Below are 22,051 nucleotides of genomic sequence, written 5' to 3'. Positions count from 1 at the left end.
AATGGCTAACATTTAATCTATTTTCGGTGATTCAGAGGGTACTCAATTAGGAGTATCAGAAAAAAGTATGATAATTTCAGAGAATCGTCATACTTTTCTGCGCCGCATCATTTTTTTCGTCATTTCAGTCCGCCATAATCCCTTCCCCAGGAGACCGTTTAACGGCATTGAATCGTTGAGCGGCATAAAAATAACGCAAATCTGGATAACATAATGATTAAAGGCAAGCTGGCACTGCTTACGTGCGCATTGACTCTCGCATTAACCTCACCACTTCTCGCCGCGCAAAATGTGAGCGAGGGGCAGACGTTGAAGCTGGCAATTGGACCTGAGCCAACGGAAGGGTTTGACCCGATGCTGGGCTGGAGTCATGGCAGCTATTTGCTTTTGCATGCACCATTATTAAAACAAAACGCAGATATGAGCTGGGGTAACCTGCTGACGGAAAAAGTTGAAACCAGCGCTGACGGCAAAACCTGGACGTTGACGTTAAAACCCGACCTTAAATTCTCCGATGGTTCCCCGCTAACCGCTGAAGATGTGGTGTTCACCTATAATAAAGCCGCAAAGAGCGGCGGCAAAATCGACATGGGTAACTTTACTCATGCCAGCCTGAAAGATAACCGCACGGTAGAAATCACGCTGCGCAGCCCGCAGAGCACCTTTGTGAACGTGCTGGGCTCTTTGGGTATTGTTCCGGAAAAACGGTATGACGAAAAAACATTCGCCAAAAATCCGATTGGCGCGGGCCCTTATCGGTTGGTGAGTTTTCAGCCGGGGCAACAGCTGATCGTGGAGGCGAACCCCTGGTATGCCGGTAAGAAAAATGATTTCAGTAAGCTGGTGTTTGTCTTCCTTGATGAAGATAACGCTTATGCCGCAGCGCGCAGTGGTCAACTGGGACTCGTGCGTATTGCGCCTTCAATGGCGGTCGCTCCTCAACAGCAGAATTTGAAGCTTTGGGTACGCGACAGCGTGGAAAACCGTGGCATTGTGTTCCCGATGGTCCCTGCGGGTAAAAAAGACGCCAATGGTTATCCGGTCGGCAACGATATCACGGCTGATATCGCCATCAGACGCGCCATCAACTACGCCATCGATCGTAAACAACTTGCCGATCAGGTCATGGAAGGTCATGCGATTCCGGCGTATAGCGCGGTTCAGGGCCTGCCATGGCAGGGACAGTCAGTTGCGTTCAAAGATGGCGACAGCGAAAAAGCACGGACGATTCTGGAAGAAGCCGGCTGGAAGGTGGGGAAAGACGGCGTACGTGTGAAAGACGGTAAAGAGGCTCGCCTGACTCTATGGTACGCCAGCGGTGACAGTACGCGCCGGGATTTAGCCGAGGCCGTACGTGCGATGCTGGAGCCCGTGGGTATTCAGGTCTCGCTGCAATCCGGAAGCTGGGAAACCGTTGAGCGGCATATGCATTCGAATCCGACGCTGTTTGGCTGGGGAAGCCTGGATCCGATGGAGCTTTTCCATCACTACAGCAATCAGGCCGCGGGCGTGGAATACTACAATCCAGGCTATTACAGCAATCCCGTCGTTGAACAACATCTTAAACAGGCCATTGATGCTCCGGACTGGCAAAAAGCGTTGCCTTTCTGGCAACAGGTGGAGTGGGATGGCAAGCAAGGGGCTGGGGTGCAGGGCGATGCCGCCTGGGCATGGCTGCTGAACATTCAGCACACTTATCTGGCAAATCCGTGTATTGACTTAGGCAAAGGCGCGCCGGAGATCCACGGTAGCTGGTCCCTGCTCAATAATCTGGATGAATGGACCTGGACCTGCCGTTGATGAAGTCTGTTGTAGGCCATTTTCTACGGCTGATAGTGTTATTAGTGCTGGTTGCGGCTGGCACTTTTATGCTGCTCAGCTTTTCTCCTGTCGATCCGATTCGCGCCTATATTGGCAACGATCTCCTGCACGTGCCGCCGGAACAATATGCGCGTATCGCTGCTCGCTGGGGATTAGACCAGCCGTTATGGGAGCGTTTTAGTCACTGGTTTATACGTGTATTGCAGGGCGATCTCGGCTACTCAATGTTGTTTAATGCACCGGTTGCCAGCGTAATCAAGGAGCGCTTTGCAACTTCGTTTGCCTTGCTTGGCGGCGCGTGGCTGCTCTCCGGCATACTGGGAACGGCAATGGGGTTTGTCGCGGGTCGTTATCTGAATCGCTGGCCGGATAAAGCAATCTGTCGACTCAGCTATCTGCTTTCGTCGTTGCCGACCTTCTGGATTGGCATGCTGCTGCTGGCGTTATTTGCCGTGCGCTGGCCGGTATTTCCGGTCTGCTGCGCGTGGGAGCCGGGCAACAGTGGTGATATGGCCACGCTGGCTGAGCGTCTGCGCCATTTAGTGCTGCCCGTTTGCGCGCTAAGTTTATTGGGACTTGGCCAAATTACACTTCATACACGGGAAAGTATCGCCAGCGTGATGAAAAGCGATTTTGTCCGTTTTGCGCGTTCTCAGGGAGATAAAGGCTGGTCGCTGCTGCGTCATCAGGTTCTGCGCCACGCTATCACGCCCGCGCTGTGCCTGCAGTTCGCCTCGCTGGGAGAACTGCTGGGCGGCGCATTGCTGGCGGAAAAAGTTTTTGCTTATCCGGGACTGGGACAGGCCACTATTGATGCCGGATTACGCGGCGATCTGCCGTTACTGATGGGGATTGTGTTGTTCAGTACCGTACTGGTGTTCATTGGCAACTCGTTGTCTACCTGGCTTGTCTATGTGTTGAACCGTGCTCTGGAGCGACCTGATGCTCTATAATCCGACGCCGACGCTGATTCGTCTTCTGCTCTCTTTTAGCTGCCTGCTAGGCATTGCGGTGTATGGCGCAGCGACGCTGGATAACCCATTGAGCGTTAATCTGCTTGCCCGTCATTTACCGCCTGATGCGCTGTATTGGTTTGGCACCGATAACCTCGGTCGCGATCTGTGGATTCGTTGCTTTCAGGGCGCGTTAACCAGTCTGCAAATTGGTATTGGCGCGGCGTTGTGCAGCGGCTTCATCGCATTACTGATGGCAGCGGTTTCACGTATACATCCGCGTCTGGATGTACTAATGCGTCTGATTACCGATGCCATGCTGTCAATGCCGCATCTGCTGTTGCTCATATTGATCTGTTTCACGCTGGGCGGCGGAAAAAATGGGGTGATTATGGCGGTTGCGTTGACCCACTGGCCGCGTCTGGCGCTAATCCTGCGTGCCGAAGCGCAGCGCGTGGCCCACAGTGACTATCTGACGTTAACCTGGCGTCTGGGACACGGACATTTTTACTGCTGGCGGCATCACTATCTCCCGGCATTGTTACCCCAGTGGTTAACGGGAACCTTGCTGATGTTTCCCCACGCGGTGTTGCACAGCGCGGCGTTGAGCTTCCTCGGTTTTGGGCTGGCGCCGCATGAACCATCGCTGGGCCTGTTGCTGGCTGATGCGCTGAGGTTTATCAGTCATGGCGACTGGTGGTTAGTGCTGTTTCCCGGGCTGATGCTATTCAGTCTGGTTATGTTATTCGATCAGCTCGCAAGGGCAGTGCATCGTTTATGGTTACGAGGTGACGCATGTTGAGTTTAAGACAGGTCTCGCTGGACGTGGCGCGTTATCGCTGGTACGGCGCGAGAAACTGGTCTTCGCTGTTGCAGGATATCTCTTTCGACGTAGCGCCTGGTCAGATGGTGGCGTTAGTCGGGGGAAGTGGGGAAGGTAAAAGCCTGTTGCTGCAATGTCTGCTTGATCTCTTACCGGACAATTTGCGCTTCAACGGCTCCATCACCCTGGAGGGGAAAACGCTGGACAGTGATGATATTCGCAAATGTCGTGGTAATACTTTCAGCTATGTCCCGCAAGGCGTTCAGGCGCTTAACCCGCTGCTCTCGATTGAAAAACATCTGCGCAGGGCAAGTCAGCTCTCCGGCCAGGCCTGGAATGCCGGAAAAATTGAACGATTGCTCCAGCGTAGCCAACTGGAAAGTCGCGTATTAGATGCCTTCCCACGCCAGCTTTCGGGGGGGATGGCGAAACGTGTTCTGGCCTGTCACGCGTCGCTGAGCCAGGCTCGCTATATTCTGGCTGATGAAATTACCGCCTGGCTTGATGCACCGCTGGCTAATCAACTGCTTGAACAGCTACGTGAGCAATGTGAGCAAGGGGCTGGCGTTTTATGGGTAACGCACGACCTCACGCTGGCCGCTCGCCACGCGGACCGCATTGTCGCGCTGCACCAGGGAAGGGTGTCGGATAACGTCAGCCGGGAACAGTTGTTACGCGGAGAGATCAGCGAGCATCTGCAACGCCAATGGCGGGCGCTGCCTGAAAGAAATCAACTTTTTGGAGAGCGCGATGCTGTGCTGTCGTGAGGTGACGATTTGTCAGGGAGGAAAGGTGCTATGGCAAAATCTGAACTTCTCTCTGCGCCCCGGAGAACGCATTGGGGTTTGTGCACCCAGCGGAACCGGCAAAACAACGCTGGGACGCGTACTGGCGGGCTGGCAAAAACCGACCTCGGGTGACATTCTGGTTGATGACCAACCGCTGCCAATGCACCAGTATTGCCCGGTGCAACTGGTGCCACAGCATCCGGAATTAACCTTTAACCCGCGGCGTAGCACCGGCGATGCGGTTTATGATGCCTGGCGACCTGATGCTGAACTGCTTACCCGTCTTCACATCAACCCTGAGTGGTTAACCCGCCGTCCCGGACAGCTTTCTGGCGGTGAACTGGCGCGAATTGCTTTACTTCGCGCGCTGGATCCGCGGACACGTTTTCTTATTGCCGATGAAATTACCGCCCAGCTCGATCCTTCCATTCAAAAAGATATCTGGGTATTGCTGCTTGAAGAGTGCCAGCGTCGGCCATTAGGTATGCTCATTATCAGCCATCAGCAGGCTCTGCTTGATCAGATCTGCTTCAGAAAACTCATTGAAGCGTGAGGCAATAACGTGCAGTAATGTCTATTGATTAAATTGTTACGTTATATTATAACAATTCACTCACAAACGATTTGAGGGTGAAATTTTGGCTATTCGTTTTAACAAACTGACAATCGCTCTGGGGATGCTTTTAGTCTGTGGGCAGGTTTTGGCGCATGGTCATCATTCCCATGGTGCGCCGATGAGTGAAGCAGAACAAAAGGCGTCGGAAGGGGTATTTGATGATAACCAGGTGCAAAACCGGGCGCTGTCCGACTGGGATGGCATGTGGCAATCTGTCTATCCGTATCTGGTCAGTGGCGAACTTGATCCGGTTTTCAAAAAGAAAGCGGAGAAAGATAAAAGCAAAACGGCAGAACAAATTAAAGCTTATTACCGTACAGGCTATGCAACCAATGTAGACACCATCGGCATCGAAGATGGCGTGATGGAATTTCACACCGGTAATCAGGTCGCATCGTGCAAATACGATTATGCCGGGTATAAAATCTTGCACTATAAATCAGGCAAGAAAGGTGTACGGTATCTGTTTGAGTGTAAAGCCGCTGACAGCAAAGCGCCTAAATACGTGCAATTCAGCGATCATATTATCGCGCCGCGTAAATCGAGCCACTTCCATATCTTTATGGGAAATACCTCGCAGGCTGCCTTGTTTGAGGAGATGGAAAACTGGCCTACCTACTACCCTTATCAGCTGAAGGGCGAAGAAGTAGTGGATGAAATGCTGCACCATTAATCCGGGCTAACCTTATCTGTACACACCCGCCACCAGTGGCGGGTTTTTTTAATTAATAACCTGCTCTTTCCATCACCTGTCGCATTCGTTAGCATATTGTATCGCAGCAAGTGCATGTGTTTTTTCAGGAAGAGGTTAACGTGTTCGCAGAGTATGGAGTTCTGAATTACTGGACGTATCTGGTGGGGGCTATTTTTATCGTGCTGGTACCGGGGCCAAATACGATATTTGTGCTGAAGAACAGCGTCGGTAGGGGAGTAAAGGGGGGGTATCTCGCCGCCAGCGGTGTGTTTATTGGTGATGCCGTGTTGATGTTTTTGGCCTATGCCGGTGTTGCTGCATTGATTAAAACAACGCCTGTTTTGTTCAATATCGTTCGTTATCTTGGCGCTTTCTATTTACTGTATCTTGGCGCGAAGATCCTGTATGCAACACTGAAATCGAAAGCAAGCGACGCCGCGCCCGAGGAAGTCCCGTTTGGCGCTATTTTTAAGCGCGCATTAATCCTGAGCCTGACCAACCCCAAAGCTATTCTGTTTTATGTGTCGTTCTTCGTGCAGTTTATTGATGTCAATGCGCCGCATTCAGGGCTGTCATTCTTTATTCTGGCTATTACGCTTGAGATAGTGAGCTTTTTCTATTTGAGCTTCCTTATTTTCTCCGGCGCGTTTGTGACGCAATATATCCGTACGAAGAAGAAACTGGCGAAAGTGGGGAATTCCCTTATCGGCCTGATTTTCGTTGGTTTTGCCGCCCGTCTGGCCACGCTTCAATCGTGATGCCATCGGCCCGCTGATTGCGGCGGGCCTTTAATATTGAGCTCTGCTTTTCATTTATAATCGTAGGGTTGTAACCAATAAATGGTATTTTAAATGTATATTTTGAGGCGTACCCTGTGTACAGCAGCGGTTCAATATGACTCGCTGGTTGTCGACTGGAAAAGGGAAGAAAAATGCTTCAAATTCCACAGAATCATATCCATACACGCTCTACGCCATTCTGGAACAAAGAAACGGCGCCTGCCGGAATTTTCGAACGCCACCTTGATAAAGGGACCCGAGCCGGGGTTTATCCTCGACTTTCGGTTATGCAGGGGGCGGTCAAATATCTCGGATACGCAGACGAACACAGTCCGGAGCCAGTAGAGGTGATGATTATTGAAGCCGGTCAGTTTGGCGTTTTTCCACCGGAAAAATGGCATAACATCGAAGTGATGACCGACGACACTTACTTTAATATCGATTTTTTCGTCGCCCCGGAAGTTCTGATGGAGAGTGCAAATCAACGAAAAGTCGTGCGCACCGGCAAGGAGTAAATCATGGGTAAAGCAACCTATACCGTAACCGTGACCAATAACAGCAACGGTGTTTCTGTTGATTATGAAACAGAGGCGCCAATGACATTACTGGTGCCGGATGTGGCAGCTGAAGTGGTCAAAGATCTGGTCAATACCGTGCGTTCGTACGATACCGAAAATGAGCACGAAGTCTGCGGGTGGTAGGCATTATTCACTGCTACTGATTGAGTATATTAGTTTTTAATCTAAAAACTGCACTGCGCTTTGACGGCGCAGTGCGTTTTTTTTCTGGGCGAAACAGGGAAATATCCTGAAAGGATTCCTTAAGAATACCGTAAGAGATTCGCATTGATTGCTAATAGTTGATCATTCACAGGGGTTATGATCGCGAACCAGATATAAAACAGAACATCGCGCTTATGAAACTCAATACCCGACTTACATTACCCACAATCATTCTCGGATTAGCCATCGTGGCGATCCCGTTCGCCGCGAACTGGCATCTCCCGCTACTCAACGGTACTGTCGTCAGCTGGATTGAAAATGGCCAGGCGCTATGGCTGCTGTTTGGTGCCATATTTACACTCAGCTACATCAGGCCCTTATCACGTCCCGAAGGCGAGAAGCAATTTTGGCTTTGGGCGGCAGCGTGGTGGCTGGTATTACTGGGCCGAAGCACAAGTTGGGGCCGCGATTATTTTCCTGAGCATCCTAAACTACTGTTCCGGGCTATCTCAGTGGTATTGATTGCCATGATTATTCTGCCAGTGCTGATTTCGAAGCGCTTACGCCAGGATATTGCCCGTCGCTTTCGCAATGAACCGCTACCTCTGTGGCTGTTAGCGATCACCACCTGTGCATTTTTGATCTCCGATACGGTAGAGCATCATCGTCTGCTGGCTCCCATCTTTCTGCACAATGCTCAGTATGGCGATCTGATTGAAGAACTGTACGAACTACCGTTTATGGCGGGATTGTTTCTGATGAACCTCGGCTTTATGCGGCGGGATAAGCAGGAGGAAGCTGCATCCATCCGCTTCAGTGAACCACAGCTGGCGAAGTCATGAGATAAGGCCTGAGTCTGGAAAGCCAGACTCAGGCGATGATGGCGGTGATTTACGCAATAGCCTCACACAGACGTGACTTCATATCGCTATACGTTTGTGCGGCATATTTTTCTGCCCACCCCTGATCGGTAATGTGTTCAATATTTACGGCGCAATATTTGGTTTCCGGCGTTTTCGAAATAGGATCGAGATTGTCCTGGGTTAACTCGTTACACGCGCCAATCCACCATTGATAAGTCATATAGACCGTTCCGACATTGATGCGCTCGGAGACATCCGCGCGGCTGATAACCTTACCGCGGCGCGAGCTGACCCATACCAGATCGCGATGACGAATACCCAATTTTTCAGCATCATGGGTATTGATTTGCACATACCCAGGCTCGTCTGCCAGCGCTTGCAACGCTGCGCAGTTGCCGGTCATCGAACGGCAGGAGTAGTGCCCAACCTCACGCACGGTACACAGCACCAGCGGATATTGTTCATCAGGAACTTCTGCTGGCGCTCGCCACGGTGCGGCAAACAGTTTGCCTTTGCCATTGGCGGTATCAAACTGGCTGCGCGCGTAAAGGTAGGGTGTACCAGGACTATCGAGATCCGGACATGGCCACTGAACATGACCCATCTCACCCATTTTCTCATAGGTCACGCCGTAGAACAGTGGACACAGCTCGCGCATCTCATCCCAGATTTGCTGGTTATTTTGATACTGCATTGGATAGCCCATTTCGCTGGCCAGCAGGCTGATAATCTCCCAGTCACGCTTTACATCACCAGTGGGTTCAATCGCTTTCTCAAAACGCTGGAAACCGCGATCGGCGCAGGTAAAGACGCCACCGTGTTCACCCCATGAGGTGGCAGGCAGGAGGACATCGGCCATTTCCGCCGTCTTGGTCATGAAGATATCCTGCACGACGATAAAATCGAGCGCGTTAAATCCTTCGCGGACCAGACCCAAATCGGCCTCGGTTTGCAGCGGATCTTCTCCCATGATGTAGTAGGCTTTGATTTTGCCTTCGATAGCCAGATGCGGAACTTCGGTGATGCGGGTTCCAACCTTGTCATCCATCTGATTAACGTCAATACCCCATGCGGCGGCAAATTTCTCCCTGACGGCGAAATCGGTTACGTCCTGATACCCTGGAAACTGGTTAGGCAGCACCCCCATATCGCACGCGCCCTGCACGTTATTTTGCCCGCGCACCGGGCCAACACCGACGTTAGGGCGTCCCAGATTTCCGGTTAGCAAGGCCAGGCTCGACAAACCACGAACCACGTCAACGGCCTGACCAAACTGGGTGACGCCCATCCCCCACATCACGGTGGCCGATGGCGCCGCAGCAAATGTACGCATCGCCTGACGAACCTGCTGTGCGGGAACACCGGTTAAATGTTCAACGTCTTCAGGCGCATACTCCTTAACGGTTTCCCAGTATGTTTCCAGTCCTTCCGCATGCTTTTGTACATACTCGCGATCGTAGAGTTGCTCCTCGATGAGAACATGGCCAAACGCGTTGACCAGCGCCATATTGCAACCGTTTTTCAACTGCAAATGTTGGTCAGCGATACGGGCAGTTTCAATCCGGCGTGGGTCGCAGACAATGATTTTTGCGCCGTTCTGGCGAGCTTTAATTACCCGGCGGGCCACAATTGGGTGTGAATCGGCACAGTTATAACCAAAGATCAGCAGGCATTTTGAGTTTTCAATGTCGCTGATGGAATTGCTCATGGCGCCATTGCCTAACGTTTCCTGTAACCCGGCCACGGAAGGGCCGTGACAGACGCGGGCACAGCAATCGACATTGTTGGTATGGAGCACGCCACGTGCGAATTTTTGCATCACGTAGTTGGTCTCATTCCCTGTTCCACGGGAAGATCCGGTGGTCATGATGGCACGAGGGCCATAGGTATTTTTGATTTCAGTTAAGCGTTTTGCGGTGTAGCGAATGGCTTCATCCCAGCTAACGGGAGTGAATTTTCCACCTTTTTCATAACGGATCATCGGGCGGGTCAGACGGGGAGTCAGAAGGCGAGTGTCGTTAAGAAAGTCCCAACCATAATAGCCTTTCAGGCATAACTGATTTTGGTTCGTTACACCCTCTGCGGCCTCAGCGCGGATGATTTTGTTATTCTCAACAACAAGCTTGAGCTTGCACCCGGCCCCACAGTATGGGCATACACTGGTGATTTTTTTCATCAATAACAGACCTGTTAAATGCTGAAATAGCGCGAATTGTAGACGCAGTCACGCGATACGCATCGCGGACTACGATGTGTCGTAGTGACGGGCTGTTTAAGCATAAAGTGTGCCAGAAGTGAAAACCCAGCAATAGCAGGGGCTGACGGCCAAAGCGTTAAGCAGAATGACTGACGATTCGACATTAATGACGAGGCGCGACAAAATTAGTCTGCCAGTCAGCGGTGTAACCTTATGAAACATCGGAAAAAGATGAAAAACAGAAGTGATAGCGATCACAAATTTTAATTTTTCAGCGCTATGCTATGCTTTTATACGACGAGTGAATCGTTAATTTAAAAACATAAGTGAGGGAAATTATGGGCATTATTTCATGGGTGGTTTTCGGTCTTATTGCTGGGATTTTGGCAAAATGGATTATGCCGGGTAAAGATGGCGGCGGATTCTTTATGACCATTATCTTAGGGGTTGTCGGTGCGGTAGTGGGTGGCTGGATCAGCACCTTCTTTGGTTTTGGTAAAGTCGATGGTTTCAACTTCGGCAGTTTCGCCGTGGCGGTGATCGGTGCGATTGTGGTGTTGTTTATCTACAGAAAAATCAAAAGCTAAGTAAACATACAGATAATAGAGGCCACTAATATGTGGCCTTTTTCTTAGGTCACCACCAGCCGAATTCTGTTCCCAGAACGACGATGATAGCCACGCCAATCATAATAAGCGTTGTTTTTTTCATCGTTATGCTCCCGGCGCAGCGTAGCCGCCAATAAAAAACCAGGATAAGAAAACGACAGCGGAAATGAAAATGATGACGGGGAAAATAATACCGAGTCGCATACGATTATCTGCCAGAGTTATTTAAAGACGGGTTAGCATAGCAGGGCTTAATGTACGACAAAAGTGGTTTTATCCTGACGCTTTTTATCCTTGTACATTGCGCTGTCTGCGAGGTGAAGCGCGCAGTTTACATCAGTCTCCAACGGATTAATTTCCACCACGCCCAGACTGGCGCCAGGATAAAATAGATGAATGTCACCCAGGTGGTAGTCACCGCAAATTTGCTGTTGTAGCTGATTTTTCACCTGCTGCAGGCGGTCCCGCGGATCCCTGTCATCTTCCGGTGACAGGCTCACGACTAAAAATTCGTCACCACCCAGTCGCCCAAGGATATCATTGTCACCGCATTCGCGAAGCAGACGCTGACCAATCTGGATCAGAAACTGGTCGCCAACCTCGTGGCCAAAGCGGTCATTGATCAATTTGAAATCATCCAAATCAATATAGGCAAAAATAATCTTCTGCCTGAGATGTCGGGCAAGGGAAAAAAGAGTCTCAACATTTTCAAAAATGGCGCGCCGATTCGGTAATCCGGTCAGGGCATCGGTGTAAGAGTGCGCAATCAGCGCGGCATTCGCTTCGCGTAGCTGAGCAACCAGCGACTCTTTTTGAATTGACTGGGCGATCAGGCCTGCAAACAGATGTAACACCTGTTCGCCACGTTGGCTTAATGCGTGCTGGTGGCGACTGGTGGCGCAGAGCGTACCGTAAAACGTTCCGTCGGGAAGATGAACCGGCGTGCTCAGGAAAGTGGTTATCTCCAGCGCGCGGGCGGCGGTACACTCCGGCCAGCGAGCGGGGACGTTGTCGCTGTACAGACAGTTTTCGTCTATGGCGCGTTTGCATAGCGTCTCATCCCAGGGTACGGACAGCCCTTCAGGGATCTGCATCTGCTTGCTATTGCGCGCATACAAAATATGCTGCAGGCGGGCATCTAAATCGACCTTGGTTAAATAGGTGGATTCCATCTCAGTCACCACTTCCAGCATCTCCAGAAGTTGCCGAACCAGGCTCTCAACTGACTGCTCCGTGGCTAAGGATTGTGAGACTCTGGCAAGGATCATGTCCGACATGAGGTGTAAATGCTCCTGAGTAATGACTGGGCTGACGTGGCCCGCATGATAGAACATCAAGATGAAAGATGAAACACGCCATCCCGCTCAAAACTTAAACATTAAATTGAAAGCTGACAGTAAAACATGGAGATAGATGGAAAGTCGGGGTAACCTGCCGGGATAAGGTTTTTAACAGGAGTCGATATGAAACTGGCGTCTATTATTTTGCCTGGCTTGTTGGTGCTAGCGGGATGTACCACTCAGCCCGAAGCCCCCAAACCGCCGAAGATTGGTCTGGCGAATCCGGCATCGGTGTATTGCGAACAAAAGGGCGGTTCGCTAATTGCGGTGCAGACCCCGCAAGGCGTAAGGTCGGACTGCAAATTACCGGGCGGGGAAGTGATTGATGAATGGGCGCTCTGGCGCAGAGATCATCCGACAACGGGCAAATGAAATCCGGTTAGCATTGACGTATCCATTCAGCCAGCACCAGCGCGTGGTTTTGCTGGGTGTTTTTCGCCGCATACAGTAGCGTTAAGGTTTGCTGTCGGGCAATCTCTGCGAGACGCTTTCCTTCCTGCTGCTGTTGGGCGAGTTCAGCGCGATATTGCTCGGAAAAGTGTGTGAAATCAATCAATTCTGCGTGGAACGCCTTGCGTAAATCAGATGACGGCGTAAGCGCTTTATTCCATTCGTTAAAAATAAGGTCGGTCTTTTTTACCCCGCGAGGCCACAACCTGTCGACCAGTACGCGATAACCATCATTTTTTTCTGCTGGGTCATATACGCGTTTACATTGAATTTTCATCTTTTCATCCGCTCCATTAATCCACTGCTTTGATATATTTCGACACCTTTATTACGGTTAAATAAGATCGTAAAACGTGACAATTGTAACATTCTGCCCGTCCTGACTCCCAATTTAAGGGATTGTGGTACCAACAAAAAATCGGTAGGCTGAGGCTCCTTATATTGTCCCTCATTGTCTGGACATAAGGAAAGCTTAATGGAAATTTCCCCGTTTAAAGATACGCTTCGCATTGCGCTGGTGGGTGATTACAGCCCTGATATTGTGGCGCATCAGGCCATTCCTCTTGCTATCGATGATGCCGCTGCCGTCCTGGAATTAGTGGCTGATTATGACTGGCTAACCACCTCTGATATTAGCAGCAGTGAAGATCTGATTGGCTATGATGCTATTTGGGTCGTTCCTGGCAGTCCATATCGGCACCTGGAAGGCGCACTGATCGCGATACGCTACGCGCGTGAAAACAGCATCCCATTCCTCGGGACCTGTGGCGGTTTTCAACATGCGATTCTGGAGTATGCCCGCAACGTGCTGGGCTGGAGTGATGCTGCCCATGCGGAAACGGATACCACGGGGCGGATGGTCATCGCACCGTTGACCTGCTCGCTGGTAGAAAAAACGGATGATATTGAACTGAGGGCCAATACGCTGATTGCCAAAGCCTACGGACGGGGTGTTATCTCCGAGGGGTATCACTGCAACTATGGCGTATCGGAAGATTTTGCCGCCGAGCTTGAGAGCGGTGATCTTCGTGTGACTGGCTGGGATGAGGCTGGTGATATCCGTGCCATTGAGCTGGTGACGCATCCTTTTTTTGTCGGCACACTCTTTCAGCATGAACGTGGAGCGCTGGCGGGAAAACCCGTGCCGTTAGTTCAGGCAATGCTGCGCGCTGCGCGAGGATAAAAAACGGGCAGGTTATACTCAAACCTGCCCGCTGCTTTATGCGCTTGCGATCTCCCGATTACGCCCTGCGCACAAACCAAACACCGCCATCAGTATCGCTAACACGGCGACCCCAGCTAATGGAATCAGCCAGCTACCATTGAGGTCGTGAATCTTACCCATCAGCGGTGGCCCACAGGCAGCCAGTAAATACCCGACGGATTGTGCCATGCCGGACAGGGCCGCGGCCTGATGCGCTGAGCTTGCGCGCAGGCCAATAAAGGTCAAACCAAGGATCATCGTGGCGCCTGAGCCAAAGCCAAACAGTATGGTCCACAGCAAAGCCTGCCCGGGCATTACCGCGAATCCCGCTGCGCCGATGGCGCACATTAACGAAACCAGTGCGGCGATGGCGCGCTGATCCTTAAATCTGTTCAGGACGAGAGGGATCAATAACCCCGGCGCGGCGGTTGCCAGTTGCAGTAAACCATGCAACGAACCGGCCTGCGCTTCGCTGTAGCCGTGGCTGATTAAAATGGCGGGTAGCCAGCCAATGATCACGTAGTAGATAAGTGAATTGATCCCGAGAAACAGCGTCACCTGCCAGGCGAGGCTCGAGCGCCAGATCGCGCGGGAATGCAAAGCGCGCGAGTTGCTCAAACTGGCATTGGCCGTCTGGCGACATTGGGGTAACCAGATAATCAGCGCCAGCAGCGGAAAGACCATCAGTACCATCAGCGCACCGCGCCAGCCAAACCCGTTCAGCGCCAGCGGAACCACAATAGCTGAACCCAGTGCCGCCGCTGCGCCCATAGTCAGCGAGTATGCGCCAGTGAGTTTTGCCACATGCTGAGCAAAATCACGCTTAATCAGCCCAGGTAACAGCACATTTCCCAGCGCGATTCCGCAACCAATGATAGCGGTGCCGCTAAACAGGAAACCTGTCGTGGGCAGGGAACGTATCGCAATACCTGCGCAAATCAGTAGCATTGCGGCAAACAGGCTGCGTTCGATACCCCAACGGCGTGCAACGGCGGCGGCCAGAGGCGATACCAGTGCGAAGGCCAGCAGCGGCAGGGTGGTCAGAAGTCCCGTCTGGGCGGTACTCAGGCCGTAGTCGGTGCGAATTGCATCCAGCAACGGGGCGGCTCCGGTAAAGGTGACGCGCAGCGTGGTGGCAATCATCAGGATCCCCGCGATCAGCCAGGCTGCGTTTTTGCCGCGGGAGGAAGGCATATTTGTCATTTTTTTCTCATATCGTCAGGCGAGGCGATACTTTAGCGTTTTTACTCAATGGATGAATCAAGCTAAAATGACAGTTTATCGCTAAAAACGGACATTTTTATGTTAGGACTGAGGCTGGATGGGTATGAGCCCGACCTTTACCACGATGCGGCGGTGGCGTTTTGTATACAGGCCCGGGAAGATGAACTCTTCAGTCCGCTGCATCAGCACCGTAAGGGGCAGTTGATTCTGGCCTTGCATGGCGCGATCACCTGTGAGGTTGAAAATGCTATGTGGATGGTGCCTCCACAATATGCGGTATGGATCCCCGGTGAAATTCCACACAGCAACCACGTTACCGTTGGGGCGCAACTGTGCTTTTTGTTTATTGAGCCGCAGGCAGTAGTGATGCCTGAACGCTGCTGCACCCTGAAAATCGCCCCGTTATGTCGGGAGCTCATTCTGGCGCTGGCGTCCAAAACGGATGATCAACGGCTGGAGCCGTCTACCCAGCGGCTGACGCAAGTGTTATTTGATGAACTCCCGCAGCAGCCGCAGGAGCAAATGCAGTTGCCGGTTTCCGATCACCCGAAAATCCGCAGAATGGTCGCGACGATGGCGCGGGAGCCCGCGCAGTGGCAGACGCTGGGACAGTGGGCCAGCGTATTTGCGATGAGTGAGCGGAACCTCGCCCGTCTGGTCGTTAAAGAGACGGGGTTGAGTTTTCGCCGCTGGCGTCACCAGCTTCAATTGATTCTGGCGCTGCAGGCGCTGATAGATGGCCATAACGTGCAACAGGTTGCGCAAATGCTCGGTTACGATTCGACCACGGCATTTATCACCATGTTCAAAAAAGGCCTGGGACAGACGCCAGGCCGTTATCTGGCTGGACTGGCTACTGCTTACCAACAATCAATGACACCAGACCTGCCGCAATGAGCGGTCCCACCGGCACACCGCGAAATAGCGCCACGCCCAGTACCGTACCCACCAGTAAACCGGCCACAAGCTGAGGCTGGCTACCCATGAGCGTGACACCGCGCCCGCCAAGCCAGGAGACGAATACCCCGATGGCAATAGCGACCAGTGATTTCCAATTCACAAAGGAGTGGATGAGCGTGGAGGGGGGGAGCGTTCCGCTGGCGATCGGCGCCATGACGCCAATGGTTAGAATTATAATCCCGACGGTCAGGCCCTGTTTTTCTATCCATGGAAAGAACGTATTCAGAGGGGTAACACGGACAATGATCAGCACCAGAATTGAAACAGCGACAGTGGTGTTGTGGCTGACAAAGCCCAGAGCTGCCAGTCCGAGCAGGATCAGCAGAGTGACATCAAACATCGTAGTTTCCTTGCCAAAAGAAAAAATAAGCCTGCTTACTGTACGCGTAAACGCGTGACGGAACAGGCTTTTTTTAATGATTATGATTTTTTTTGGGCTAATGCACGATGCTACGCTTTTTACTCCTGACTCGGACGGCTATTGTACGCGGCGGAACGGGAGTAATTCCGGTTGCGCGATACGCAGGTAATCTGCGGTATCCATGATCACGGATTTTTCCAGCACTCCGGCATTGAACGCAATTTCATTAAAACGCTCAAACAATAGCGGATCGGCGACCAGCTTAAGATTTGGATGGAAGCTAAACGGTGGAATAGCGCCGAATACGCAGCCTGTCAGCGCATCGACTTCCGCCGGGCTGGCAAGTGATGCTCTTAACCCGCCGATATGACTGGCTAACAGGCTCAGGTCGGCCTGCTGGTCGGCAGAAAGAATCGCCAGGACATGCTGATTAACGCCGTTGCCTTTGACCTTACAAACCAGCGCTTTTGCTCCCTGGCCCAGTGCGGTACCGCGAATTTCAGAAACCGCTTCACATTTGCCGACCGCTTCATGGCTTACCACGCGATACGTCGCGCCTTGTTCTGACAACAGCGAAATTAAACGCTGATGCGTTGCGTTACCTTTGTTCACTTCCGTCATGACTTACTCCTGGTACAACAATGAAAATCCTGTCAGAAAAATGATTACGCATCCGCGCGTTTTTTCTGTTTGCTCAGGTAGAGCTGTGCATCGGATGCTTTGTAGGCATCATCAATGGTGTCGTTTGGCTGCATATTATAAATCCCTGCGGAGAAGCTGATTGCTCTATCTTGCGCAATAATTTGTAAGTTATAGCGAATCCTCTCCAGCAGACGAGGCGTTAATTCAGCGGGGTAATCAATGAGGATAATGCAAAACTCATCCCCACCGAGGCGGATGGCATAGTCGTTTTTGCGAATCGAGGTTTGAATGGCTCTAGCCAGAATGGTGATAATGCGATCGCCTTCCTTATGCCCCAGCGTATCATTAATGACTTTTAGTTTATCGCAATCAATGGCGATAAAGGTCACGAGGGTTCCCGCGTTTACTAACTGCTGTAAACGCTGTTCGAGCGTCGGCGTTAAAATTTTGCGGTTGTAGAGCCCGGTCATTGCGTCACTAATATTTTCACGCGTGACGTTGTGATACAGCCGAAAATGCGTTCTGACCATATTCAGCAACAGTATTGTCGCCAGCAGATAGAAGGCGAATACTTTCCAGGAGGAGACAATAAAGTACATAAAATCAAGCGATAAGGTGATGCGTATACCGCCGGGCATGTCCTCCTGGTAGTGAACATAGCTAAACAGGTTGTTCTCACTTTGGTGAACGAGTATCTCTTTACCTGAGTTGATGTCCGAAAGCGTCACGTTAAGATAGCGCCAGACGAGAGGGCGGTCGCTGGTATAGAAAATATTCTTTAAATTCTCTTTGTTAATATCCACCATCACCACGCCTTTTAACTTACCGGCATAGTAGACCGGTGTTAAAAAGCTCATCACTTTTTTCTCGGTCAGGTTATCTTCATAAATACGGGAGATTACCGTGCGGCCAGTGAAAATACCGTCAATATCATTCTGGTTGATACCCAGGTTTCCTTTTTGCAAAAACGACCAGTTGTGTATCGCAAATTTCCGCGAGTCGACCAGATCAAAGAAATAGACGTAGTTATTTTTGAGATCGACGTAATATCGAAATTTATACTCCTGCATACCTAAACCATGACCGTAATCTTTCTGTTCACGATTAACGTTTACCGCCCGGTCAAAAGAGGGCAGTAGAAATATGTCTTCAAGTTTCTCGCTACATTTTGTAGTGGGGGTTTGCAACGTACCGTGTAATGGCAGGTAGTTATGCTGGGTGAGGTTGAGCCCATGAGTGCCGTTAACGCTGTCGAAAGCGTTGCAAAGTGCTTTTTGTTGCTCGATAGAAGCGGGTACCTGGGGGGATGAAAATGTGCGCATCAGATGGGCTGCAATACTTTGATTAGTATACTTATCATAGAGAAACGATGAGTCGGCTTTCTCATTGATATAGCGCATGTACGCATTCATTGCTTTATCGCTGGCAATGAGCTCATAAACCAAAAAAGAAAACGTCAAAACAACTACGTTGACGGAGATAAAGAGCCTGAGCGCTTTATGATGCAATTGCATAATGATGTACAGCCCTGTAAGTCTGATACTTCAGTCTATCACACGGCATACATCCGCTCTAACGCTACTGGGAAGGGCATTTTGTAATAAAAATCATTCGCGTGCTTCACCTTTAACTCTTATTGTTGTATTTATAATGCAACTTATAAGGAAGGAGACAAGCAGATGAGCGCGACTGATAAAGCGGGCCATACGTTCTTAGCCAGCCTGGGCAAAACCCGTCTGCGTCCGGGGGGCGTTGAAGCAACAGAGTGGTTGTTCAGCCAGTCACAGCTGACGCCCGACAGCCAGGTGCTGGAAGTGGCGTGCAACATGGCCACGACGGCGATAGAGTTAGTTCAACGTTTTGGTTGTACGGTATACGCCATTGATATGGATAAAATCGCACTGGCAAACGCCAGAAATAACGTGACGGCAAATGGTCTGGAAAATCACATTCACGTTATGGCAGCTAACGCTAACACCCTTCCATTTGCGGATAACAGTTTCGACGTTGTGATCAACGAAGCCATGCTGACAATGTATGCCGATAAAGCGAAGGCGAAGTTAATTGCCGAGTATTATCGCGTATTGAAGCCCGGCGGGCGTCTGTTAACTCACGACATTATGTTCACCGCACAAAAACTGGGCGCGGGCGAGCAGGGCCAGCTTGTAGAGGTAGTGAAATCAAACGTTAGCCCGATGACCAGACAAGGCTGGCGCGATTTATTTCTGAACGGTGGGTTTGCACAGGTCTTGCAGCAGAATGGTGATATGTCGCTGATGTCGCCGCGAGGATTAATTCGTGATGAAGGGCTGACTGGGGCGGTTAAAATTGTATTTAACGGCTTACGCACACGCGAAAATCGTCGCCGGTTCCTGAAAATGTTTCGCTTCTTCCGTTCGCAACGTCACCAGCTAAACTACATTGCCTGCTGCTCCGTAAAGGGAAAATAAAAAGGATAAACGGATGAATATTGATAAAATGAAAAATCAGCATGTTGAAATTCTGGAGAAAATATCATTTCTACGTACGTTGAGCCATGCAGGCGTATCATCCAATGCCCAGGAAATTGCAACTGCGATCGTTAGCATGAGTGCCATTATAAAAACACATTTGTTTGCTGAAGATCAGTTCCTTTATCCTCATATTGAGCAGGATGGAAATAGTACGCTCAGACAGGTTAGCTCAAAATTTCAACGTGAAATGACGGATATCGTCAGCGAATATGAAGTTTTTTCCCGGCGCTGGAATATTGCCAGTAAATTAAAAGGTAATGATGAGGCATTCAGACGTGATGCCAACAATGTTCTACGCAAAGTGTATGAGCGTATGCAAAAAGAAAATAAAGACTTCTATCCGCTGGTGGAAAGGATGTAGGGTGTTTTAAAACACAATGATAAAAGGATGGCGAAGTGTCAGAAAAACACTGGTCGAGAATGGAGTACCTTCATCAGACAGTGACCAACCCTAATATAGTTATTAAGGGTACGCATAGCTATTACAGTGACTGCTGGGATCAAGGATTCGAACGTTCGGTGGTGCGGTATTTACTCGGTGATGAGATCAGCCGGGATTGGGAACCGCTTGGGCATTTGGATAAGTTGATTATTGGGAATTTCGTCTGCATTGGCGCTGAGAGCGTTATTCTGATGGGGGGAAATAGTACGCATCGGCTTGACTGGATCAGTCTTTATCCCTTTATGGCGTCGATCAAAGATGCCTACGAGTTTCGGGGTGACACGGTGTTGCATGATGGTTGCTGGTTAGGCATGCGCGCCATGATCATGCCAGGCGTTACGCTCGGGGAAGGCGCTGTTGTCGCAGCAGGTGCAGTGGTGACTAAAGATGTGCCACCGTATGCGGTAGTCGGCGGCAATCCGGCAAAAATAATAAAATATCGCCTGCCGGTGGGGGATATTGAACGAATACTGGCTCTTAATTTGTATCAACTTCCGGAAGAGTCGCTCGTGAAAATGCAACCGCTGTTGTCTTCTGGCGATATTTCCGCGCTCGAAGTGGAAGTGGCTAGCCTGAGACAAAATGCTAAATGACATAACATGTGGTCGAAACGCGAGGTCATAAAAATCAACCAGAGGAGATAACCTCTGGCTGATTTATGTATGTGGTTAGCTATTGCTGGTTGTACTTTGCTTATGAAACAGTTCGCGAAAGACCGGATAAATATCATCCTGGTCGCGGATATGCTGCATCGCAAAGTTTTCAAACGTTGATTGCAGATGTTCGTATTCACGCCACAAGGTCTGGTGCGCGCGACGGGTGATTTCGATATAGCTATAATATCGCACCATCGGCAGCAGTTTTTTCGCCAGAATCTCATGACACAACGGGGAATCATCCGCCCAGTTATCACCGTCCGAGGCCTGTGCGGCATAGATGTTCCACTGAGCCGGGTCGTAACGGTCTTTTACCACTTCATCCATTAACTTCAGCGCGCTGGAGACAATAGTTCCCCCGGTTTCCTGAGAGTAGAAGAACTCGTGCTCATCCACCTCTTTCGCCTGGGTATGGTGGCGAATATAAACCACTTCCACGTTTTTGTAGGTCCGACTCAAGAACAGATACAGCAAGATATAAAAACGCTTGGCCATATCTTTGGTCGACTGATCCATTGAACCGGAGACGTCCATCAGACAGAACATCACTGCCTGGCTGGAAGGATCGGGCCGTTTTTCATAATTCTTGTAGCGTAAATCAAAGGTGTCGATAAACGGCACGCGTTCGATTTTTGCCCGTAGTTCGGCAATCTCTTTGCGTAACCGTTCCTCTTCCAGCAACTGCGCTGGTTCACTTTTTGCGATGGTTTCCAGATCCGCTTCGAGCGCATGCAATTCGCGACGCTTACCTGCCGTCATCGCTGTGCGGCGCGCCAGTGAGTTTTGCAGGGAGCGAACCACGCTAATGTTGGCAGGCACGCCGTTAGAGGTGAAACCTGCCCGGTGCGTTTTGTACTCCGTTAACTGACGCTGCTGATTCTGCTTCAGGTTAGGAAGTGCTAAATCTTCGAACAACAGATCGAGATATTCATCTTTAGAGATCTGGAAGACGAACTCATCCTGACCCTCGCCATCCTGGCTGGCCTGGCCTTGTCCGCTTCCTGAACCACCGCCGCCGCCCTGCGGGCGTTCAATGCGGTCGTTCTGCACAAAATGGTCGTTACCCGGATGCACGCGATGGCGCAAGCCGCCACGCCCCTGATGGAACATCGGTTCGCTAATATCATCAGTCGGAATAGAGACAGATTCGCCGCTATCCACATCAGTCACCGAACGCTTGTTAATGGCCTCGGAGATCGACTGTTTAATTTGCGATTTATAACGGCGTAAGAAGCGCTGGCGGTTTACCGTGCTCTTGTTTTTGCCGTTAAGACGCCGGTCAATAAACCAGGTCATAAGCCCCCCGTACTGCATTTGCCAACTTTATGCTACATCAGTAACGCCGGATGCGCTGAGCATATCCGGCCTACGGATGTGTATTGTAGGCCCGGCAAG

27 protein-coding genes are annotated in these 22,051 nt (G+C 50.7%); 17 read left to right on the top strand and 10 right to left on the bottom strand.

Annotated features, from left to right (window positions below; genetic code table 11):
* Positions 1-213: 213 nt before the first annotated feature.
* The 10 genes from OGW44_RS04685 (at position 214) to OGW44_RS04640 (ending at position 8,038) form a co-directional block, all read left to right on the top strand.
* Positions 214-1,800: an ABC transporter substrate-binding protein gene (locus OGW44_RS04685; protein ID WP_185654384.1), complete on the top strand. Its 1,587-nt coding sequence runs from the start codon at positions 214-216 to the stop codon at positions 1,798-1,800.
* On the top strand, positions 1,800-2,774 hold the full coding sequence (locus OGW44_RS04680) for an ABC transporter permease (RefSeq protein WP_185654385.1): 975 nt from the start codon (positions 1,800-1,802) through the stop codon (positions 2,772-2,774). Before OGW44_RS04685 ends, OGW44_RS04680 begins: the two co-directional genes overlap by 1 nt.
* Entirely contained in the window at positions 2,764-3,576 is an 813-nt protein-coding gene (locus tag OGW44_RS04675) for an ABC transporter permease (protein ID WP_046275919.1), read from the top strand. Before OGW44_RS04680 ends, OGW44_RS04675 begins: the two co-directional genes overlap by 11 nt.
* Positions 3,570-4,364, top strand: coding sequence for an ATP-binding cassette domain-containing protein (locus OGW44_RS04670; RefSeq protein WP_016152790.1), 795 nt, complete (start codon positions 3,570-3,572; stop codon positions 4,362-4,364). Before OGW44_RS04675 ends, OGW44_RS04670 begins: the two co-directional genes overlap by 7 nt.
* Positions 4,348-4,938, top strand: coding sequence for an ATP-binding cassette domain-containing protein (locus tag OGW44_RS04665; RefSeq protein ID WP_181545996.1), 591 nt, complete (start codon positions 4,348-4,350; stop codon positions 4,936-4,938). Before OGW44_RS04670 ends, OGW44_RS04665 begins: the two co-directional genes overlap by 17 nt.
* An 85-nt stretch (positions 4,939-5,023) precedes the next feature.
* Positions 5,024-5,674 carry a metal-binding protein ZinT gene (gene zinT, locus OGW44_RS04660; RefSeq protein ID WP_137352132.1) on the top strand — a complete coding sequence of 217 codons (651 nt, stop codon included), beginning with the start codon at positions 5,024-5,026 and terminating at the stop codon, positions 5,672-5,674.
* A gap of 140 nt (positions 5,675-5,814) precedes the next feature.
* Positions 5,815-6,453, top strand: a complete 639-nt coding sequence (gene leuE / locus OGW44_RS04655) for a leucine efflux protein LeuE (RefSeq protein ID WP_016152793.1) — start codon at positions 5,815-5,817, stop codon at positions 6,451-6,453.
* A 173-nt stretch (positions 6,454-6,626) separates the two neighbouring features.
* On the top strand, positions 6,627-6,989 hold the full coding sequence (gene yeaR, locus OGW44_RS04650; RefSeq protein WP_005120376.1) for a DUF1971 domain-containing protein YeaR: 363 nt from the start codon (positions 6,627-6,629) through the stop codon (positions 6,987-6,989).
* Between the two features lie 3 nt (positions 6,990-6,992).
* Positions 6,993-7,175 (top strand): DUF1869 domain-containing protein, encoded by a 183-nt coding sequence (locus tag OGW44_RS04645; protein WP_003832433.1) that lies wholly within the window; start codon positions 6,993-6,995, stop codon positions 7,173-7,175.
* A gap of 215 nt (positions 7,176-7,390) precedes the next feature.
* Positions 7,391-8,038, top strand: a complete 648-nt coding sequence (locus OGW44_RS04640) for a hypothetical protein (RefSeq protein ID WP_016156293.1) — start codon at positions 7,391-7,393, stop codon at positions 8,036-8,038.
* A 49-nt stretch (positions 8,039-8,087) separates the two neighbouring features.
* On the opposite strand, the gene fdhF is transcribed toward OGW44_RS04640, so the two are convergent.
* Positions 8,088-10,235 carry a formate dehydrogenase subunit alpha gene (fdhF, locus tag OGW44_RS04635; RefSeq protein WP_185654386.1) on the bottom strand — a complete coding sequence of 716 codons (2,148 nt, stop codon included), beginning with the start codon at positions 10,233-10,235 and terminating at the stop codon, positions 8,088-8,090.
* A gap of 359 nt (positions 10,236-10,594) precedes the next feature.
* On the opposite strand from fdhF, the gene OGW44_RS04630 reads away from it, so the two are divergent.
* Positions 10,595-10,843, top strand: a complete 249-nt coding sequence (locus OGW44_RS04630) for a GlsB/YeaQ/YmgE family stress response membrane protein (protein WP_016152796.1) — start codon at positions 10,595-10,597, stop codon at positions 10,841-10,843.
* A gap of 49 nt (positions 10,844-10,892) precedes the next feature.
* On the opposite strand, the gene yoaJ is transcribed toward OGW44_RS04630, so the two are convergent.
* The 3 genes from yoaJ to OGW44_RS04615 are packed head-to-tail and all read right to left on the bottom strand — an operon-like array spanning position 10,893 to position 12,141.
* Positions 10,893-10,967, bottom strand: coding sequence for a protein YoaJ (gene yoaJ, locus OGW44_RS04625; protein ID WP_101700011.1), 75 nt, complete (start codon positions 10,965-10,967; stop codon positions 10,893-10,895).
* Positions 10,968-10,969: 2 nt separating this feature from the next.
* Positions 10,970-11,068: a YoaK family small membrane protein gene (locus OGW44_RS04620; protein ID WP_032941789.1), complete on the bottom strand. Its 99-nt coding sequence runs from the start codon at positions 11,066-11,068 to the stop codon at positions 10,970-10,972.
* Positions 11,069-11,115: 47 nt separating this feature from the next.
* Positions 11,116-12,141 (bottom strand): sensor domain-containing diguanylate cyclase, encoded by a 1,026-nt coding sequence (locus tag OGW44_RS04615; RefSeq protein WP_131381123.1) that lies wholly within the window; start codon positions 12,139-12,141, stop codon positions 11,116-11,118.
* 186 nt (positions 12,142-12,327) lie between these two features.
* On the opposite strand from OGW44_RS04615, the gene OGW44_RS04610 reads away from it, so the two are divergent.
* Positions 12,328-12,576: a putative hemolysin gene (locus OGW44_RS04610; RefSeq protein ID WP_016152798.1), complete on the top strand. Its 249-nt coding sequence runs from the start codon at positions 12,328-12,330 to the stop codon at positions 12,574-12,576.
* Positions 12,577-12,583: 7 nt separating this feature from the next.
* Here OGW44_RS04610 and OGW44_RS04605 read toward each other — a convergent pair whose 3' ends face one another.
* Positions 12,584-12,931: a DUF488 domain-containing protein gene (locus OGW44_RS04605; protein ID WP_019076603.1), complete on the bottom strand. Its 348-nt coding sequence runs from the start codon at positions 12,929-12,931 to the stop codon at positions 12,584-12,586.
* A 198-nt stretch (positions 12,932-13,129) separates the two neighbouring features.
* Here OGW44_RS04605 and OGW44_RS04600 point away from each other — a divergent pair, with 198 nt between their 5' ends.
* On the top strand, positions 13,130-13,837 hold the full coding sequence (locus OGW44_RS04600) for a CTP synthase C-terminal region-related (seleno)protein (protein ID WP_016156299.1): 708 nt from the start codon (positions 13,130-13,132) through the stop codon (positions 13,835-13,837).
* A 36-nt stretch (positions 13,838-13,873) separates the two neighbouring features.
* Here the strand turns inward: OGW44_RS04600 and OGW44_RS04595 are convergent, their stop codons facing one another.
* Positions 13,874-15,061 carry a CynX/NimT family MFS transporter gene (locus tag OGW44_RS04595; protein ID WP_016156300.1) on the bottom strand — a complete coding sequence of 396 codons (1,188 nt, stop codon included), beginning with the start codon at positions 15,059-15,061 and terminating at the stop codon, positions 13,874-13,876.
* A 99-nt stretch (positions 15,062-15,160) separates the two neighbouring features.
* Here OGW44_RS04595 and OGW44_RS04590 point away from each other — a divergent pair, with 99 nt between their 5' ends.
* A complete protein-coding gene (locus tag OGW44_RS04590) occupies positions 15,161-15,979 on the top strand; it encodes an AraC family transcriptional regulator (RefSeq protein WP_016156301.1) in 819 nt (272 codons plus the stop codon).
* Here OGW44_RS04590 and OGW44_RS04585 read toward each other — a convergent pair.
* The 3 genes from OGW44_RS04585 to dgcJ form a co-directional block, all read right to left on the bottom strand.
* Complete coding sequence (locus OGW44_RS04585; RefSeq protein ID WP_016152803.1) at positions 15,936-16,382, bottom strand: DUF441 domain-containing protein; 447 nt, start codon at positions 16,380-16,382, stop codon at positions 15,936-15,938. The two genes, OGW44_RS04590 and OGW44_RS04585, sit on opposite strands and share 44 nt — an antisense overlap.
* A 138-nt stretch (positions 16,383-16,520) precedes the next feature.
* Positions 16,521-17,024: a YbaK/prolyl-tRNA synthetase associated domain-containing protein gene (locus OGW44_RS04580; protein WP_016152804.1), complete on the bottom strand. Its 504-nt coding sequence runs from the start codon at positions 17,022-17,024 to the stop codon at positions 16,521-16,523.
* 44 nt (positions 17,025-17,068) lie between these two features.
* Positions 17,069-18,559 carry a diguanylate cyclase DgcJ gene (gene dgcJ / locus OGW44_RS04575; RefSeq protein ID WP_185654387.1) on the bottom strand — a complete coding sequence of 497 codons (1,491 nt, stop codon included), beginning with the start codon at positions 18,557-18,559 and terminating at the stop codon, positions 17,069-17,071.
* Between the two features lie 165 nt (positions 18,560-18,724).
* Here dgcJ and OGW44_RS04570 point away from each other — a divergent pair, with 165 nt between their 5' ends.
* The 3 genes from OGW44_RS04570 to OGW44_RS04560 are packed head-to-tail and all read left to right on the top strand — an operon-like array spanning position 18,725 to position 20,593.
* On the top strand, positions 18,725-19,495 hold the full coding sequence (locus OGW44_RS04570) for a class I SAM-dependent methyltransferase (RefSeq protein WP_047417927.1): 771 nt from the start codon (positions 18,725-18,727) through the stop codon (positions 19,493-19,495).
* A 13-nt stretch (positions 19,496-19,508) separates the two neighbouring features.
* Positions 19,509-19,919 carry a hemerythrin domain-containing protein gene (locus tag OGW44_RS04565; RefSeq protein WP_016156304.1) on the top strand — a complete coding sequence of 137 codons (411 nt, stop codon included), beginning with the start codon at positions 19,509-19,511 and terminating at the stop codon, positions 19,917-19,919.
* A 35-nt stretch (positions 19,920-19,954) separates the two neighbouring features.
* On the top strand, positions 19,955-20,593 hold the full coding sequence (locus tag OGW44_RS04560) for a CatB-related O-acetyltransferase (protein WP_170973730.1): 639 nt from the start codon (positions 19,955-19,957) through the stop codon (positions 20,591-20,593).
* 75 nt (positions 20,594-20,668) lie between these two features.
* Here OGW44_RS04560 and OGW44_RS04555 read toward each other — a convergent pair whose 3' ends face one another.
* Entirely contained in the window at positions 20,669-21,952 is a 1,284-nt protein-coding gene (locus OGW44_RS04555) for a YeaH/YhbH family protein (RefSeq protein ID WP_016152809.1), read from the bottom strand.
* Positions 21,953-22,051: the final 99 nt, after the last annotated feature.

Source organism: Citrobacter sp. Cb023 (assembly GCF_030336805.1).
Taxonomy (GTDB): domain Bacteria; phylum Pseudomonadota; class Gammaproteobacteria; order Enterobacterales; family Enterobacteriaceae; genus Citrobacter; species Citrobacter braakii.
Note: the sequence above shows the minus strand (reverse complement) of the source record. Positions and strands in the feature narration are given on the sequence as shown.

Bases quoted from the DNA above. Each gene is read 5' to 3' on its own strand.
- OGW44_RS04670 (WP_016152790.1), top strand. From the start codon at position 3,570: ATGTTGAGTTTAAGACAGGTCTCGCTGGACGTGGCGCGTTATCGCTGG.
- OGW44_RS04675 (WP_046275919.1), top strand. From the start codon at position 2,764: ATGCTCTATAATCCGACGCCGACGCTGATTCGTCTTCTGCTCTCTTTT.
- dgcJ (WP_185654387.1), bottom strand. From the start codon at position 18,559: ATGCAATTGCATCATAAAGCGCTCAGGCTCTTTATCTCCGTCAACGTA.
- OGW44_RS04645 (WP_003832433.1), top strand. From the start codon at position 6,993: ATGGGTAAAGCAACCTATACCGTAACCGTGACCAATAACAGCAACGGT.
- OGW44_RS04620 (WP_032941789.1), bottom strand. From the start codon at position 11,068: ATGCGACTCGGTATTATTTTCCCCGTCATCATTTTCATTTCCGCTGTC.
- OGW44_RS04685 (WP_185654384.1), top strand. From the start codon at position 214: ATGATTAAAGGCAAGCTGGCACTGCTTACGTGCGCATTGACTCTCGCA.
- fdhF (WP_185654386.1), bottom strand. From the start codon at position 10,235: ATGAAAAAAATCACCAGTGTATGCCCATACTGTGGGGCCGGGTGCAAG.
- OGW44_RS04615 (WP_131381123.1), bottom strand. From the start codon at position 12,141: ATGTCGGACATGATCCTTGCCAGAGTCTCACAATCCTTAGCCACGGAG.
- OGW44_RS04580 (WP_016152804.1), bottom strand. From the start codon at position 17,024: ATGACGGAAGTGAACAAAGGTAACGCAACGCATCAGCGTTTAATTTCG.
- OGW44_RS04600 (WP_016156299.1), top strand. From the start codon at position 13,130: ATGGAAATTTCCCCGTTTAAAGATACGCTTCGCATTGCGCTGGTGGGT.
- OGW44_RS04595 (WP_016156300.1), bottom strand. From the start codon at position 15,061: ATGACAAATATGCCTTCCTCCCGCGGCAAAAACGCAGCCTGGCTGATC.
- OGW44_RS04665 (WP_181545996.1), top strand. From the start codon at position 4,348: ATGCTGTGCTGTCGTGAGGTGACGATTTGTCAGGGAGGAAAGGTGCTA.
- OGW44_RS04585 (WP_016152803.1), bottom strand. From the start codon at position 16,382: ATGTTTGATGTCACTCTGCTGATCCTGCTCGGACTGGCAGCTCTGGGC.
- OGW44_RS04605 (WP_019076603.1), bottom strand. From the start codon at position 12,931: ATGAAAATTCAATGTAAACGCGTATATGACCCAGCAGAAAAAAATGAT.
- OGW44_RS04555 (WP_016152809.1), bottom strand. From the start codon at position 21,952: ATGACCTGGTTTATTGACCGGCGTCTTAACGGCAAAAACAAGAGCACG.
- OGW44_RS04640 (WP_016156293.1), top strand. From the start codon at position 7,391: ATGAAACTCAATACCCGACTTACATTACCCACAATCATTCTCGGATTA.
- OGW44_RS04570 (WP_047417927.1), top strand. From the start codon at position 18,725: ATGAGCGCGACTGATAAAGCGGGCCATACGTTCTTAGCCAGCCTGGGC.
- OGW44_RS04590 (WP_016156301.1), top strand. From the start codon at position 15,161: ATGTTAGGACTGAGGCTGGATGGGTATGAGCCCGACCTTTACCACGAT.
- OGW44_RS04610 (WP_016152798.1), top strand. From the start codon at position 12,328: ATGAAACTGGCGTCTATTATTTTGCCTGGCTTGTTGGTGCTAGCGGGA.
- OGW44_RS04565 (WP_016156304.1), top strand. From the start codon at position 19,509: ATGAATATTGATAAAATGAAAAATCAGCATGTTGAAATTCTGGAGAAA.
- OGW44_RS04630 (WP_016152796.1), top strand. From the start codon at position 10,595: ATGGGCATTATTTCATGGGTGGTTTTCGGTCTTATTGCTGGGATTTTG.
- OGW44_RS04680 (WP_185654385.1), top strand. From the start codon at position 1,800: ATGAAGTCTGTTGTAGGCCATTTTCTACGGCTGATAGTGTTATTAGTG.
- yeaR (WP_005120376.1), top strand. From the start codon at position 6,627: ATGCTTCAAATTCCACAGAATCATATCCATACACGCTCTACGCCATTC.